Genomic DNA, 15,381 nt, shown 5'->3' with positions numbered 1-15,381 from the left:
GTAATTTAAACAGTTTTTGAATTTAAAAGTACAATTCAGCAATATTTAAAATAGATTAGGAAGATTAAATTATGCCAAAACCATACAGTAGACATATTCCGTAAATAAATTTTTTAAAAGTCAATTAATAATTTAAAATTTATTTTATAATTTCTTTATTAATAAATTAATAAGGTGTTGATAAAAATGAATTTTGAAAATTTAAAAAATTAAAAAATGAACAATTTTATAGATATTTTGGTATAAAACGTTTTCATTTTGATGAAATGTTAACAAAATTAATTGAAATAGAAAATTTAAAAAAAACTAAAGGTAGAAAATATAAACTTTCAGTTGAAGAAAGATTGATGATGACTTTAGTATACTGAAAAGAATATTATACTTTTTTCCAAATGATTATTAAATATAAAATGAGTGCATCAAGTTGTTTTCGAAATATTACTTGAGTAGAAAATAAACTTAGTGATGACAAAGATTATCAGTTTTTAAAAACAAAATATAAATCAAAAATTGAGAAAAAACAAGAAGATTTAAATGAATTTCAATTTTATTTAATTGATTCAACTGAAATTGAAATTGAAAGACCAACTAAAAAAACTACAGTTAGAATATTTTTCTGGTAAAAGTTGAATGTTTTCTATAAAATTTCAAATTATATATGACTTTTTAATAAAAAAATTGTTGATATTTTTGCTGATAATGGAAAAGTACATGATTTTCAAATATTAAAAAATTCAAATCTTGAATTTTCAGAAAAAACAATAATTATTGGTGATTTGGGATATCAAGGAATACAAAATATTTATAAAAATACTATATTACCAATTAAAAAAACTAAAAATAAAAAATTAACTAAACAAGAAAAAATCTACAATAAAATTATTTCAAAAATTAGAATTAAAGTTGAACATGTTTTTGCTTGATTAAAAAGATTCAAAATTTTAATAAATAAATGTAGAAAAAGTATATTTAGACTTATGTACTTAAGATTTAACTTACTTTGTGAAATTTTTAATAAAACAAAACCATTAAAATAAAAAAATATTTTTAATATTTTTTTAAAAATTTAAATTTTTATAAAGTTAATATAAAAATAATATTAACAATTTTTGTGTTTGAAATATAAATTTATTTTTAAAGTATTTTTTTAAAAATATTAACTTCTATAATTATTAACACTAAAAAATTTATAAATATTATTATTGACAATTGATTAAATTTATTTACGGAATATGTCTTTTGTTATTTCTAAATCTATCTATTAAATTAATGCGCCCCATAAATTAATATTTATTAATTTATAAAAAATATCTATTGTCAGTAAGTATTATTAAACATAATAACTAAGATTTTAATTATAGCTAACTAAAGTAATGTTTACTCATATCTTGAAAAAAAACAATCGCTTTTTTAATATTTGGTCAATAATTTGGCAATATTTTTCTTATATTATGTTTTATAGCAAATCAAAAATGTTCAATTGGATTTAAATTAGGAGAATATGGTGGAAGAAATAATAGTTTGCATCCAGCATTTTCAATTAATTGTTGTGTTAATTTAGATTTATGAAACGCTGCATTATCTAAAACTATAATTTGTCCATGCTTTAATACTGGAATTAGCATATTTTTTACATATGATTCAAAAATTTTACTGTTGCAATGTCCTTCAAATTCTCATAGGGCTTTTAATTTACCTTTATTTAGTGAACCAATTATACTCATTCTTTTTATTTTATATGCGGGTTTATTATCAAATAATCTTTTACCTTTTTCAGATCAACCATATTTATAAAATTCATTATCATCAATTCCAGATTCATCAATATATAATACTAAATCTTCATTCATTATTTTAGCTATTTCTTTTAAAAAATCTTCTTGTTTAGTTTTATCTCTTTGTTCATATAAAAAAGTTTTTTTTATATGTATAATTTAGTTTTTTGAAATAGTTATAAACTGTTTCTTTAGTCATATCACCAAATTTTTCAATTACTTTTTGAACTGTAACATCTTTATTTTGCACTAAATAATTTTTTAATTCATCTAAATCCTTTATTTTGTGACTATGTCTTTTTTGATAATTCAAAATTGGTTTTATATGCCCAGTTTCTTTTTTTCTTTTTCTTCATAAGAAGAAAGTCTTTCTAGTAATATCGAACACTTTACAAATTTCTTTAATTTTCATGTTTTTACTTTCATAGGCTTCTATTACTTTTCTTCGTAAGTCTTCACTGTATGGTTTTGGCATAATTTAATCTTCCTAATCTATTTTAAATATTGCTGAATTGTACTTTTAAATTCAAAAACTGTTTAAATTGTATATTATTATTTTACATTATTTATGAGTAAACATTAGTTTAGTTAGCTATAATATCAATAATCTCGGTCGTTTTAGGTATCTCTGGTCTTTCAAACATATTAGTTTAAATGTTATTAATACCATTAGATAAATCTTTAACTTTAAATATATCTGCCTTGTGTACTATTTCTTGTTCTTCATTACTTTTAGTTACTGGCATTGGTACGATGTTAGAAAGCATTATCTTATCATCAACTTTTTGCTTTACTATTACTGTCGTATATTTTGTTTTAATATCTTTTGAATTTTTGCAAATTTGAGTATCATATCACTCTATAGGACTTTGAGTGTGTTCTCTCATTTTTTCTTTATTTTTTTGGGACCATCTTTGATAAGATTCTCGTTTTCTTGCTTTCGCTTCAGGCCTTTGAGCATATTTTAATTTTTTAGTTCCAACCTCAGGTTTTTGGTTATGTTTCCGTATTCTTTCTTTGCTTAAATTTTTTTGAATAATTTGAATTATTTTAACAATTTTTTCTATTTTTTAAATTAGTACTTTCTTTTTTTTCCATTGTATACATAATATTTTCCTTTCAAAAAATAAAAAAACCTATTTACTTTAAAAAATAAAGCAATCGGTTAAAAACTTATATTTAGATTAAAACATATAATTTTTATTACAATGATAATACATTAATATTTCTAAAAATAAAAAACAATTTTTTTATAATTAATTTTTTTTATTAGTGTTTTTTTCTTAACTTCCTTTTTCTTTAATTTTTTATTTTTTTCTTTTTCTTATTTCTTCTGAATCAATTTCAAAATGAAAGCTTTTTCTTTACCGTTTTAATAATAGTAGGTTCAAATATTTTATTAGTATCACCAATTGAAAAATCAATAAAAACATAATTAATATTTTCATTAGAACTAATAAATAATAGTTCATAATTTAACATTAATATTTCATTTCTCCTAGGAATAATAACTTTACCATGACGTTTAATCGCAACTAAGTTAATTTTATAATTGCTAGGAATTTTTAAAGTTTCTAGTTTTTTATTTGTAAACTTAGTATTTTTAACAATTACATTAGCTATTGAGTACTTTTCATCAACTGTAGTTAAATCTATTCCTAATTTTCAAATAGCACGATATGCAGTTTTCTTACCGGCTTCTGTTTCAGATAAAATAATATTAGTAATACCAATTGCTTCTAAAATTAGTTGGTGAGTACTATCAACAGCTTTAGCAATAAGATTAAGTGATGATAATGTATTGTGTTCACGATGAATTGCTAAAACATGAACAGCAGTAACAATTGAAGCTGCTAAATCAGAACCAATAGCAATAATAATATTTTGCACTTTATGAATTACAGCATCATTTAATGCATCAAGATTAGTCGAATCTAAAATTAAAGTTTCAGAAGCTATTGATGAAACTAATTGACAACGGTATTCTCTTTTATCAATAGTTAATGTAATTTTACCTAATTCTTCTAAAGTTTTAACAACTGAAATTCCGAATTTACCTAAACCAATGACACAAAAATCATTTTCTGATGAAGACATCTATATTTTTCTTTCTTAAATAATATTTACTTAAATATGTTATATTATACTAAATTATAAACTAATTCTTAAAATATTGGTATTTTACATTTAAAACTAATATTTAATAGAAATGACTATAGTATAGTATAATAATAAAAGAAAATGTTATTTTAGGATTTTTTTGATGCTATCTAAGGTTAATTATCGTAGTGTAAAAAATATTTTTAATTATTTGGTAATGTTTAGTAATCTGTGTAACTTAGTGATTTTACAACTAAAATTTATTTAAAAAACACAGTTTTTAGGAAAGCCCCAATTATTTTTTGTTGGTAAAACCCGTCCCCGACAAATGTTTAATTTATATTTTTTCACTTTATTAGTTTGAACAATACTTTTAATGACACCAATTGCCACAACAAAAGGACGATGAAACTTTTTACCTACCCTTTTTACTGCTAGTAGTGCGTTTTCTGACACTGGTTTAATAGTAAAAAGTACTGCTAATGATTTTACTTTCTTTGGTCAATTTATTATTTTAATTTTAATTAAATTTGGTGGTATTGGTTTAATTACAGTTAAACTAGCGATATTATCCTTATTTGTATTTAATCGACATACTAGTTTAAGAGAAAGATTACTAATGCAAGGTGAACGTGGTTCTAATAAATTAGGAACGACTATTGATGTATTAAAAATTGGTATTATTGTTATGACAATTACTGAATTTTTGGGAGCAATTGTTTTATTTTTATATTTTTATTTTGTACCTATCTCAGGAATAGAATATGGTCTAAACAATAATACAGGTTACTATAATCACATACTATTAGCATTATGATCTGGAATTTTCCACTCAATTTCTGCTGTTAATAATGCTGGATTTGATATAGTTGGTATAACTTCATTAGAACCTTTTCAGAGTGATTATTTTGTGCAGTTAATTTTTATTATTGAATTTGTAATTGGTGGTATTGGTTTTCCTGTTTATTATGATTTATATCATTGAATTAAAAGTAAAACTCATGGTAAAAAATTTAGATTTAGTTTATTCACTAAACTAACATTAATAACATATTTTTTAGTTGCGATATTGGGTGTTAGTAGTGTTATGTTTATTGAATATTTTTCACGTAATGTCATAACTCCGTCAAGGCAAGAGCGCATTTTTAAAAATTTATCGACATCTGATGCAATTATGGCTGTTTTTTTTAATACAATGTCAACAAGAAATGCTGGATACTATACAGTTGACTTAAATAAATTTCACCTTGCCTCACAAATGATCCAATCATTAATGATGTGAATTGGTTCTTCACCAGCAAGTACTGACGGAGGAATTAGAATGACAACTTTAGCAATTATTATTTTAACAATTTTTAATATTGCACGTGGCCGTAATGATGTTTTTGTATTCAAGCGTAAAATTCCTAATCAAACTGTTCGTATGTCATTTATATTCGGTGCACTTGGTTTTATTTTAGTTTTTGTATCAGTAATGATTATCACAATTGAAAATGTTTTTATAACAGATAATTCTGATATGACCTTTGCACAAGTAATTTTTGATGTTTCAAGCCCTTTTGGAACAACAGGACTTTCTTTATTTGATAATTCCAAATTAGGTATTTTTAGTCAACTTAGTTTAATTTTTGTCATGTTTGTGGGACAATTAGGAGTATCAACTACTGTTCTTGCTTGAAGTGATCGTAAATCAAAACCAACGATAAGTAGAGTTGAAGAAAACGTATTAATTGGATAAATTAAGAAAAGGTGAACACATATGATAAAAATTTTAGATGGTAAAATAATTGCCCAGCAAATTAAAGCAAAAATTCAATCACAAGTAATAACTATTAGTAATCGTAAACCTAAACTAGCAGTAATAATTATTGGTGAAGATTTAGCATCACAAATGTACGTACGAACTAAAATTAAAGCATGTAAAGAATGTGGTATTGATGGACAAGTATTTTCACTAACAACAACAGTAACACAAAAAGAAATAATTAATAAAATTAAAAAATTAAATAGTGACAATAATATTGACGGAATTTTAGTACAATTACCACTACCAAAACATTTAGATACATTAGCAATTATTAATAGCATTACTATTAATAAAGATGTTGATGGTTTAACAAATATTAATGCCGGAAGATTATTACAAGGTGATAAAAAAGCAATGTTACCTTGTACAGTAAAAGGTATTTTAAAATTACTAAATCACTATCAAATTCCCATTTCTAAACAAAATATTACTATCGTTAATGATAGTAATATTGTTGGTAAACCATTGGCTTTATCATTAACTAATATGGGAGCAACTGTTAGCATTGTTCATAAATTAACTAAAGACTTAACTATTTATACTAAAGAAGCTGATATCATTTGTAGTGCTACTGGTGTCTATAATATTATTAATAGTAGTCAAGTTAAACGTGATGTTGTTATTATTGATGTAGCAATTAATTATCAAGGTAAAGAAAAAAAAGTTGTTGGTGATATTAATTTTGAAATAATGAAAAATACCGCTTCAGCAATTACTCCTGTGCCTGGTGGTGTTGGACCAATGACTATTGCCATGTTATTAGAAAATTTAATGATTTGCTATCAATTAAATAATAAATATAATTAAATTAGGAAATTAAATGTTAAAGAAAAATTGGTTTAAGAAAAGATTAAATAATATTGAAAAAAATAATTTAGAATTATTAAAATTTAAGTTTTTAAAAGAAACTATTTCAAAAAAATAGTGTTTATTTTGATAGTACTTTACATTTTTTAAAACCTGAAAATTATTCAGATTATCAAATACATAACGAAAATAATACTATTATTTTTAAAATAGAAGTTAATACACAAAAATTATATGATGATTTAATAAAAGGGATGAACAATTTTGCATGAGATTATATTTTAAGTAAAAAATATATAAATATTAACACTGAATATAATTTAAAAACTAATGATTTTATTAATAAACTTAATCAAAACTTATTTCTTTTAAAGTGTAACCCATCCAAGAACAAATACCACATTTCACAACTGAACAAATACCAAAATTAAAACCAGAACAAATCAAAGCATTTTGACCAGAGCAAATTTCAGAATTTACAGAAGAACAAATAAAAGCATTTACAGCAAAACAAATACCATTTTTTATAAAAGAAGAAATACCCGCATTTTGACCAGAACAAATCAAAAACTTTTGATCATGACAAATCAAATCATTTACACAAGAACAAGTTATTTAACTGACAACTGAACAAATAGAAGCACTTGCCAAAGAACAAATACAAGCACTCACACAAGAACAAATTACTTGATTTACATCTGAACAAATTAAAAATTCACCACAACTTTTATTAATAAAAGAATAAATTAAAACTTTTAATTCAAAAGAAATAAATAACTATTATTTAAATAATAAAAGGTAATGTTTAGTAATCTGTGTAACTTACAAAAATAACTATGTTTAATTAATTCTGGTAAATAAAATTAAATAACTAGAAAGAGTGAGTTACGTATTTCTAAAAAACAAAATATTAATAATAATGATCCAATATCAAAAGCAGTAGATTTATTATTAGAAAATACTGAAGATTTAACAACATTTTTTAAAGAGGGAGGTTTATATAAATAATTAACGGTAATGTTTAGTAATCTGTGTAACTTACAAAAATAACTATTTTTAATTAATTCTAGTAAATAAAATTAAATAAATAGAAAGAGTGAGTTACTTATGTCTAAAAAAATATTAATAATAATGATACAATATAAAAAGCAGTAGATTTATTATTAGAAAATACTGAAGATTTAACAACAGTTTTTAAAGAGGGAGGTTTATATAAAGAATTAACAAAAAGATTAGTTGAAAAAATGTTGAATTCTGAAATGCAAAATTATTTAGGATATGAAAAAAATCAACATAATACTAGTGAAAATGCTCGTAATGGTATAAGTTCAAAAAAATTAATAACCCAACAAGGTAAAATTGAGATTAATGTACCACGAGATCGTAATAGTAATTTTGAGCCAGTAATAGTTGCAAAAAGACAAATAAGATTTGATGGTTTTGATCAACAAGTTCTTTCATTATATGCCAAAGGCATGACTTTATCAGATATTAGAATGCAGTTACAAGAGTTATATCATGGTGCTGATATTAGTGAAAGCGTTATTAGTCAAATTACTGATGATGTTATTGATGATGTTAAAGCATGACAAAATCGGCCATTAGAAAGTGTTTATCCGATTTTTTATTTTGATTGTATAGTAGTTAAAGTACGACAAGATAAACTAATTATTAACAAATCAGTTTATATAGCACTAGGAGTTGATTTAGAAGGTAAAAAAGATGTTTTAGGTTTATTAATTAGTGAAAATGAAGGTTCTAAGTTTTGATTATCTAATTTCACAGAAATGAAAAATCGAGGCTTAAATGATATTCTTATTGCTTGTAGTGACAATTTAACAGGAATGTCAGAAGCAATACAATCAGTTTATCCTAAAACCGAACATCAATTATGCATAGTTCATCAAATTAGAAATAGTTTAAAATATGTTTCATACAAACATAGAAAATCACTAGTTACAGATTTAAAACCAATTTATAGTGCATGTAGTGAAGAACAAGCAATGCAAGCTTTAGAATCTTTTGAAAGTAAATGAAATAAACAATATCATCAAATTGCTAAATCATGATATAAAAATTGAGATAATTTAATGGTTTTTATTAGTTATCCTGCAGAAATCAAAAGAGTGATTTATACAACAAATGCTATTGAATCTGTTAATAGTCAATTACAAAAAGTTATTATAAATAAAAAAGTTTTTCCAAATGATATGGCATTTTTTAAAATATTTTACTTAGCAATTGAAAATATAACAAAAAAATGAACAATGCCCATTCAAAATTGAAATACAGCAATTGCTCATTTTATGATAAAATTTGAAGATAGAATTAATCTAAACTAGTAACTTTGTAAAAAGATACACAGATTTTTAAAAAGCCTCTTTTTTTTAGTTGGTCTTTCAATTTCAATTTCAGTTGAATCAATTAAATAAAATTGAAATTAATTTAAATCTTCTTGTTTTTTCTCAATTTTTGATTTATATTTTGTTTTTAAAAACTGATAATCTTTTTCATCACTAAGTTTATTTTCTACTCAAGTAATATTTCGAAAACAACTTGATGGACTCATTTTATATTTAATACTCATTTGGAAAAAAGTATAATATTCTTTTCAGTATACTAAAGTCATCATCAATCTTTCTTCAACTGAAAGTTTATATTTTCTACCTTTATTTTTTTTAAATTTTCTATTTCAATTAATTTTGTTAACATTTCATCAAAATGAAAACGTTTTATACCAAAATATCTATAAAATTGTTCATTTTTTAATTTTTTTAAATTTTCAAAATTCATTTTTATCAACACCTTATTAATTTATTAATAAAGAAATTATAAAATAAATTTTAAATTATTAATTGACTTTTAAAAAAATACTTTAAAAATAAATTTATATTTCAAACACAAAAATTGTTAATATTATTTTTATATTAACTTGATAAAAATTTAAATTTTTAAAAAAATATTAAAAATATTTTTTTATTTTAATGGTTTTGTTTTATTAAAAATTTCACAAAGTAAGTTAAATCTTAAGTACATAAGTCTAAATATAATTTTTCTACATTTATTTATTAAAATTTTGAATCTTTTTAATCAAGCAAAAACATGTTCAACTTTAATTCTAATTTTTGAAATAATTTTATTGTAGATTTTTTCTTGTTTAGTTAATTTTTTATTTTTAGTTTTTTTAATTGGTAATATAGTATTTTTATAAATATTTTGTATTCCTTGATATCCCAAATCACCAATAATTATTGTTTTTTCTGAAAATTCAAGATTTGAATTTTTTAATATTTGAAAATCATGTACTTTTCCATTATCAGCAAAAATATCAACAATTTTTTTATTAAAAAAGTCATATATAGCTAACTAAAGTAATGTTTACTCATATCTTGAAAAACAAAATCAATAGCTTTTTTAATATTTGGTCAATAATTTGGTAATATTTTTCTTATATTATGTTTTATAACAAATCAAAAATGTTCAATTGGATTTAAATTAGGAGAATATGGTGGAAGAAATAATAGTTTGCATCCAGCATTTTCAATTAATTGTTGTGTTAATTTAGATTTATGAAAAGTTGCATTATCTAAAACTATAATTTGTCCACGCTTTAATACTGGAATTAGTATATTTTTTACATATGATTCAAAAATTTTACTATTGCAATGTCCTTCAAATGCTCATAGGGCTTTTAATTTACCTTTATTTAGCGAACCAATTATAATCATTCTTTTTATTTTATATGCGGGTTTATTATCAAATAATCTTTTACCTTTTTCAGATCAACCATATTTATAAAATTCATTATCATCAATTCCAGATTCATCAATATATACTAAATCTTCATTCATTATTTTAGCTATTTCTTTTAAAAAATCTGCTTGTTTATTTTTATCTCTTTGTTCATATAGAAAATTTTTTTATATGTATAATTTAGTTTTTTGAAATAGTTATAAACTGTTTCTTTAGTCATATCGCCAAATTTTTCAATTACTTTTTGAACTGTAACATCTTTATTTTGCGCTAAATAATTTTTTAATTCATCTAAATCCTTTATTTTGTGGATATGTCCTTTTTGATAATTCAAAATTGGTTTTATATGCCCAGTTTCTTTTTTTCTTTTTCTTCATAAGAATAAAGTCTTTCTAGTAGTATTGAACACTTTACAAATTTCTTTAATTTTCATGTTTTTACTTTCATAGGCTTCTATTACTTTTCTTCGTAAGTCTTCACTGTATGGTTTTGGCATAATTTAATCTTCCTAATCTATTTTAAATATTGCTGAATTGTACTTTTAAATTCAAAAACTGTTTAAATTACATATTATTATTTTACATTATTTATATAGCTAACTAAAGTAATGTTTACTCATATCTTGAAAAACAAAATCAATCGCTTTTTTAATATTTGGTCAATAATTTGGTAATATTTTTCTTATATTATGTTTTATAGCAAATCAAAAATGTTCAATTGGATTTAAATTAGGAGAATATGGTTGAAGAAATAATAGTTTGCATCCAGCATTTTCAATTAATTGTTGTGTTAATTTAGATTTATGAAACGTTGCATTATCTAAAACTATAATTTGTCCAAGCTTTAATACTGTAATTAGTATATTTTTTACATATGATTCAAAAATTTTACTGTTGCAATGTCCTTCAAATGCTCATAGGGCTTTTAATTTACCTTTTTCAGATCAACCATATTTATAAAATTCATTATCATCAATTCCATATTCATCAATATATACTAAATCTTCATTCATTATTTTAGCTATTTCTTTTAAAAAATCTTCTTGTTTATTTTTATCTCTTTGTTCATATAAAAAAGTTTTTTTATATGTATAATTTAGTTTTTTGAAATAGTTATAAACTGTTTCTTTAGTCATATCACCAAATTTTTCAATTACTTTTTGAACTGTAACATCTTTATTTTGCGCTAAATAATTTTTTAATTCATCTAAATCCTTTATTTTGTGGCTATGTCCTTTTTGATAATTCAAAATTGGTTTTATATGCCCAGTTTCTTTTTTTCTTTTTCTTCATAAGAATAAAGTCTTTCTAGTAATATTTAACACTTTACAAATTTCTTTAATTTTCATGTTTTTACTTTCATAGGCTTCTATTACTTTTCTTTGTAAGTCTTCACTGTATGGTTTTGGCATAATTTAATCTTCCTAATCTATTTTAAATATTGCTGAATTGTACTTTTAAATTCAAAAACTGTTTAAATTACATATTATTATTTTACATTATTTATGAGTAAACATTACTTTAGTTAGCTATAAGTAAACATTACTTGAGTTAGCTATATAATTTAAAATTTTATAGAAAACATTCAACTTTTACCAGAAAAATATTCTAACTGTAGTTTTTTTTAGTTGGTCTTTCAATTTCAATTTCAGTTGAATCAATTAAATAAAATTGAAATTCATTTAAATCTTCTTGTTTTTTCTCAATTTTTGATTTATATTTTGTTATTAAAAACTGATAATCTTTGTCATAACTAAGTTTATTTTCTACTCAAGTAATATTTCAAAAACAACTTGATGCACTCATTTTATATTTAATACTCATTTGGAAAAAAGTATAATATTCTTTTCAGTATACTAAAGTCATCATCAATCTTTCTTCAACTGAAAGTTTATATTTTCTACCTTTAGTTTTTTTTAAATTTTCTATTTCAATTAATTTTGTTAACATTTCATCAAAATGAAAACGTTTTATACCAAAATATCTATAAAATTGTTCATTTTTTAATTTTTTTAAATTTTCAAAATTCATTTTTATCAACGCCTTATTAATTTATTAATAAATAAATTATAAAATAAATTTTAAATTATTAATTGACTTTTAAAAAAATACTTTAAAAATAAATTTATATTTCAAACACAAAAATTGTTAATATTGTTTTTATATTAACTTGATAAAAATTTAAATTTTTAAAAAAATATTAAAAATATTTTTTTATTTTAATGGTTTTGTTTTATTAAAAATTTCACAAAGTAAGTTAAATCTTAAGTACATAAGTCTAAATATACTTTTTCTACATTTATTTATTAAAATTTTGAATCTTTTTAATCAAGCAAAAACATGTTCGACTTTAATTCTAATTTTTGAAATAATTTTATTGTAGATTTTTTCTTGTTTAGTTAATTTTTTATTTTTAGTTTTTTTAATTGGTAATATAGTATTTTTATAAATATTTTGTATTCCTTGATATCCAAAATCACCAATAATTATTGTTTTTTCTGAAAATTCAAGATTTGAATTTTTTAATATTTGAAAATCATGTACTTTTCCATTATCAGCAAAAATATCAACAATTTTTTTATTAAAAAAGTCATATATAATTTGAAATTTTATAGAAAACATTCAACTTTTACCAGAAAAATATTCTAACTGTAGTTTTTTTAGTTGGTCTTTCAATTTCAATTTCAGTTGAATCAATTAAATAAAATTGAAATTCATTTAAATCTTCTTGTTTTTTCTCAATTTTTGATTTATATTTTGTTTTTAAAAACTGATAATCTTTGTCATCACTAAGTTTATTTTCTACTCAAGTAATATTTCGAAAACAACTTGATGCACTCATTTTATATTTAATACTCATTTGGAAAAAAGTATAATATTCTTTTCAGTATACTAAAGTCATCATCAATCTTTCTTCAACTGAAAGTTTATATTTTCTACCTTTAGTTTTTTTTAAATTTTCTATTTCAATTAATTTTGTTCACATTTCATCAAAATGAAAACGTTTTATACCAAAATATCTATAAAATTGTTCATTTTTTAATTTTTTTAAATTTTCAAAATTCATTTTTATCAACACGTTATTAATTTATTAATAAAGAAATTATAAAATAAATTTTAAATTATTAATTGACTTTTAAAAAATTTATTTACGGAATATGTCTATTGATGAATCTGGAATTGCTGATAATGAATTTTATAAATATGGTTGATCTGAAAAAGGTAAAAGATTATTTGATAATAAATCCGCATATAAAATAAAAAGAATGAGTATAATCGGTTCACTAAATAAAGATAAATTAAAAGCCCTATGAGCATTTGAAGGACATTGCAACAGTAAAATTTTTGAATCATATGTAAAAAATATACTAATTCGAGTATTAAAGCGTGGACAAATTATAGTTTTAGATAATGCAACGTTTCATAAATCTAAATTAACACAACAATTAATTGAATATGATGGATGCAAACTATTATTTCTTCCACCATATTCTCATAATTTAAATCCAATTGAACATTTTTGATTTGCTATAAAACATAATATAAGAAAAATATTACCAAATTATTGACCAAATATTAAAAAAGCGATTGATTTTTTTTCAATATATGAGTAAACATTACTTTAGTTAGCTATACTTATAAATTCAACTATACAAAATTTTAAAAGTAATATAATAAAGTTAAAAGAAGTTTTTAGTACTTCTTCTAATATACAATACTTAGAGTATTGATTTATTTTTTTGAAAAAGATTTTTTAAAAAAAATTTAAAAATAATGGAAAAACAGTATCAATGAATGCAAAAATTTTTAGCGAAAGTAAAAGATGAAGTAATTAATGATGAAAGAAAAGAACTTGAATTTCTTTCTTTTAAGTTTGAAAAAGAAAATTTTTTCCCATGAGATAAAGAACTAGAGTTTGAATTACTTGAATTTACTTTAATATGAGAGGAACAAAAACAGAAAGAAAAGGATAAACTTATTGATAAAATTACAGCATTAAAAATAGAATTAAATTGTAAATTAAGTAGTAAAAAATGAGAATTGAAAGAAAAATTATATAAAATTAATAATCAACAAGAAATTATTTTAAATTTTCATAATAATAGTCTTAAAAAATTAGAAGTTTTTAAAAAACAGAAAACAAGTAAGATTTTTAAATTTAAAAGTAAATTAGTTAAGTTTTTAACTTTTGGTTATTATAATTTTGAAATAAGATTAGTCAATAGAATAGAATGTGAAAAAGTTGTTTTAAATAACCAAAAAGAGCAACTTTATAAAATTGGATTAAAAATTTGTAATATTAAAAAAAGTTGAAATAAAGTTTAAATAAAAATTAGAAAAAAAGACAAAGACTTAATTTATTTAAAGAAAATATTGTCTCTCTTGTTAAGGAAATAAATTCAATTAATGTACAAAATATTGAAATTTCAATAAACAATAGATTAATAACACAATTATAGTTATTCTTTTTATTTATTTGTGATCTAAAACTGGAGAAAATATATCCATTTATATGATAAAATTTTATTTATATATATAGACATGAAAGGATTTGTCACTTTGGAAAAAAGAGTATATTTTTTAAAGTTTAATAAAAAAATTCTTAAAATGGACTTAATAAGTTTTGGAACTGGTCTAATAGGTATTTGTTTGGGAATTTTAAGTATTTTAGCATTACAACCTTTTTGAGATAATGATAAAGCATCACTTTGAATAACTGTTGTTGCATTTTTTTTTGATATTACTAGTTTTACTTTAGCTTTTCTATCTTTTTTCTTAATGTTCCGTTTAATTAGATTAAAGAAAACTTTGATAAAACAAAATATGAAATTATATCGAAAAGATCAATTTAGTATTTCGCTTGATTTTATTAGTTTTTGTTTAGGTATTATTGGAACAAGTTGCGAAATTATTAGTGTTATTGTGCTTTTACCTCAATTTAATGATAATAAAGTTTTTTCATATCAAATTACTATTGTTGCTGTTGTTTTAAATATTATTAGTTGTATTACTTGCTTAATGTCAACATTAATTACTATTAATATTATTAAAGATTATAAACAAAGAGGAAATTCTATTATTTAAATATAATAATTCCCACTTTTAGCATAATTATTTTTTGTACTATGACAAGCTAAAT

General features: G+C 21.5%; 21 protein-coding genes. 8 read left to right on the top strand and 13 right to left on the bottom strand.

The window, feature by feature from the left end:
• Positions 1-266: 266 nt before the first annotated feature.
• Both ABWV63_RS04560 and ABWV63_RS04555 read left to right on the top strand, forming a co-directional pair.
• Entirely contained in the window at positions 267-623 is a 357-nt protein-coding gene (locus ABWV63_RS04560; RefSeq protein WP_353306990.1) for a transposase family protein, read from the top strand.
• Between the two features lie 3 nt (positions 624-626).
• Complete coding sequence (locus ABWV63_RS04555; protein WP_353305744.1) at positions 627-1,037, top strand: transposase family protein; 411 nt, start codon at positions 627-629, stop codon at positions 1,035-1,037.
• 324 nt (positions 1,038-1,361) lie between these two features.
• On the opposite strand, the gene ABWV63_RS04550 is transcribed toward ABWV63_RS04555, so the two are convergent.
• The 3 genes from ABWV63_RS04550 to ABWV63_RS04540 all read right to left on the bottom strand — a co-directional run bounded on the left by ABWV63_RS04550 (position 1,362) and on the right by ABWV63_RS04540 (position 3,872).
• On the bottom strand, positions 1,362-1,850 hold the full coding sequence (locus ABWV63_RS04550; RefSeq protein ID WP_353306989.1) for an IS630 family transposase: 489 nt from the start codon (positions 1,848-1,850) through the stop codon (positions 1,362-1,364).
• 40 nt (positions 1,851-1,890) lie between these two features.
• Positions 1,891-2,250 carry an IS630 transposase-related protein gene (locus tag ABWV63_RS04545; RefSeq protein ID WP_353306988.1) on the bottom strand — a complete coding sequence of 120 codons (360 nt, stop codon included), beginning with the start codon at positions 2,248-2,250 and terminating at the stop codon, positions 1,891-1,893.
• Between the two features lie 824 nt (positions 2,251-3,074).
• Positions 3,075-3,872, bottom strand: a complete 798-nt coding sequence (locus ABWV63_RS04540; protein ID WP_353306987.1) for a TrkA family potassium uptake protein — start codon at positions 3,870-3,872, stop codon at positions 3,075-3,077.
• A gap of 331 nt (positions 3,873-4,203) precedes the next feature.
• Between ABWV63_RS04540 and ABWV63_RS04535 the strand changes: the two genes are divergently transcribed.
• Both ABWV63_RS04535 and ABWV63_RS04530 read left to right on the top strand, forming a co-directional pair.
• Positions 4,204-5,613 (top strand): potassium transporter TrkG, encoded by a 1,410-nt coding sequence (locus tag ABWV63_RS04535; protein ID WP_353306986.1) that lies wholly within the window; start codon positions 4,204-4,206, stop codon positions 5,611-5,613.
• Between the two features lie 21 nt (positions 5,614-5,634).
• The gene (locus tag ABWV63_RS04530; RefSeq protein WP_353306985.1) at positions 5,635-6,489 is read left to right on the top strand and encodes a bifunctional 5,10-methylenetetrahydrofolate dehydrogenase/5,10-methenyltetrahydrofolate cyclohydrolase; all 855 of its coding nucleotides are present in this window, start codon (positions 5,635-5,637) and stop codon (positions 6,487-6,489) included.
• Positions 6,490-6,837: 348 nt separating this feature from the next.
• Here the strand turns inward: ABWV63_RS04530 and ABWV63_RS04525 are convergent, their stop codons facing one another.
• Positions 6,838-7,080: a hypothetical protein gene (locus tag ABWV63_RS04525; RefSeq protein ID WP_353306984.1), complete on the bottom strand. Its 243-nt coding sequence runs from the start codon at positions 7,078-7,080 to the stop codon at positions 6,838-6,840.
• A gap of 566 nt (positions 7,081-7,646) precedes the next feature.
• On the opposite strand from ABWV63_RS04525, the gene ABWV63_RS04520 reads away from it, so the two are divergent.
• Positions 7,647-8,831: an IS256 family transposase gene (locus ABWV63_RS04520; RefSeq protein ID WP_353307180.1), complete on the top strand. Its 1,185-nt coding sequence runs from the start codon at positions 7,647-7,649 to the stop codon at positions 8,829-8,831.
• A 98-nt stretch (positions 8,832-8,929) separates the two neighbouring features.
• On the opposite strand, the gene ABWV63_RS04515 is transcribed toward ABWV63_RS04520, so the two are convergent.
• From ABWV63_RS04515 to ABWV63_RS04475, 9 genes are all read right to left on the bottom strand, one after another.
• Positions 8,930-9,124: a transposase family protein gene (locus ABWV63_RS04515; protein ID WP_353306983.1), complete on the bottom strand. Its 195-nt coding sequence runs from the start codon at positions 9,122-9,124 to the stop codon at positions 8,930-8,932.
• On the bottom strand, positions 9,109-9,282 hold the full coding sequence (locus ABWV63_RS04510) for a hypothetical protein (RefSeq protein WP_353305886.1): 174 nt from the start codon (positions 9,280-9,282) through the stop codon (positions 9,109-9,111). Before ABWV63_RS04510 ends, ABWV63_RS04515 begins: the two co-directional genes overlap by 16 nt.
• Positions 9,283-9,465: 183 nt before the next feature.
• Positions 9,466-9,816 carry a transposase family protein gene (locus ABWV63_RS04505; RefSeq protein ID WP_353307179.1) on the bottom strand — a complete coding sequence of 117 codons (351 nt, stop codon included), beginning with the start codon at positions 9,814-9,816 and terminating at the stop codon, positions 9,466-9,468.
• 35 nt (positions 9,817-9,851) lie between these two features.
• Entirely contained in the window at positions 9,852-10,340 is a 489-nt protein-coding gene (locus tag ABWV63_RS04500; protein WP_353306982.1) for an IS630 family transposase, read from the bottom strand.
• Positions 10,341-10,357: 17 nt separating this feature from the next.
• Positions 10,358-10,738: an IS630 transposase-related protein gene (locus ABWV63_RS04495; protein ID WP_353306981.1), complete on the bottom strand. Its 381-nt coding sequence runs from the start codon at positions 10,736-10,738 to the stop codon at positions 10,358-10,360.
• 99 nt (positions 10,739-10,837) lie between these two features.
• Positions 10,838-11,653 carry a transposase gene (locus tag ABWV63_RS04490; protein ID WP_353306980.1) on the bottom strand — a complete coding sequence of 272 codons (816 nt, stop codon included), beginning with the start codon at positions 11,651-11,653 and terminating at the stop codon, positions 10,838-10,840.
• A gap of 196 nt (positions 11,654-11,849) precedes the next feature.
• Positions 11,850-12,272, bottom strand: coding sequence for a transposase family protein (locus tag ABWV63_RS04485; protein ID WP_353306979.1), 423 nt, complete (start codon positions 12,270-12,272; stop codon positions 11,850-11,852).
• Between the two features lie 183 nt (positions 12,273-12,455).
• Positions 12,456-12,863 (bottom strand): transposase family protein, encoded by a 408-nt coding sequence (locus ABWV63_RS04480; protein WP_353306978.1) that lies wholly within the window; start codon positions 12,861-12,863, stop codon positions 12,456-12,458.
• A gap of 7 nt (positions 12,864-12,870) precedes the next feature.
• Complete coding sequence (locus ABWV63_RS04475; protein ID WP_353306977.1) at positions 12,871-13,308, bottom strand: transposase family protein; 438 nt, start codon at positions 13,306-13,308, stop codon at positions 12,871-12,873.
• A 91-nt stretch (positions 13,309-13,399) separates the two neighbouring features.
• Between ABWV63_RS04475 and ABWV63_RS04470 the strand changes: the two genes are divergently transcribed.
• The 3 genes from ABWV63_RS04470 (at position 13,400) to ABWV63_RS04460 (ending at position 15,326) form a co-directional block, all read left to right on the top strand.
• Positions 13,400-13,855 (top strand): IS630 family transposase, encoded by a 456-nt coding sequence (locus tag ABWV63_RS04470; RefSeq protein ID WP_353306976.1) that lies wholly within the window; start codon positions 13,400-13,402, stop codon positions 13,853-13,855.
• A gap of 181 nt (positions 13,856-14,036) precedes the next feature.
• Complete coding sequence (locus ABWV63_RS04465; protein WP_353306975.1) at positions 14,037-14,567, top strand: hypothetical protein; 531 nt, start codon at positions 14,037-14,039, stop codon at positions 14,565-14,567.
• A 234-nt stretch (positions 14,568-14,801) separates the two neighbouring features.
• Positions 14,802-15,326, top strand: a complete 525-nt coding sequence (locus ABWV63_RS04460) for a hypothetical protein (RefSeq protein WP_353306974.1) — start codon at positions 14,802-14,804, stop codon at positions 15,324-15,326.
• The last annotated feature ends 55 nt before the right edge of the window (positions 15,327-15,381 follow it).

The organism is Spiroplasma ixodetis (assembly GCF_040369795.1).
GTDB classification, from domain to species: domain Bacteria; phylum Bacillota_I; class Bacilli_A; order Mycoplasmatales; family VBWQ01; genus Spiroplasma_E; species Spiroplasma_E ixodetis_B.
Note: the sequence above shows the minus strand (reverse complement) of the source record. Positions and strands in the feature narration are given on the sequence as shown.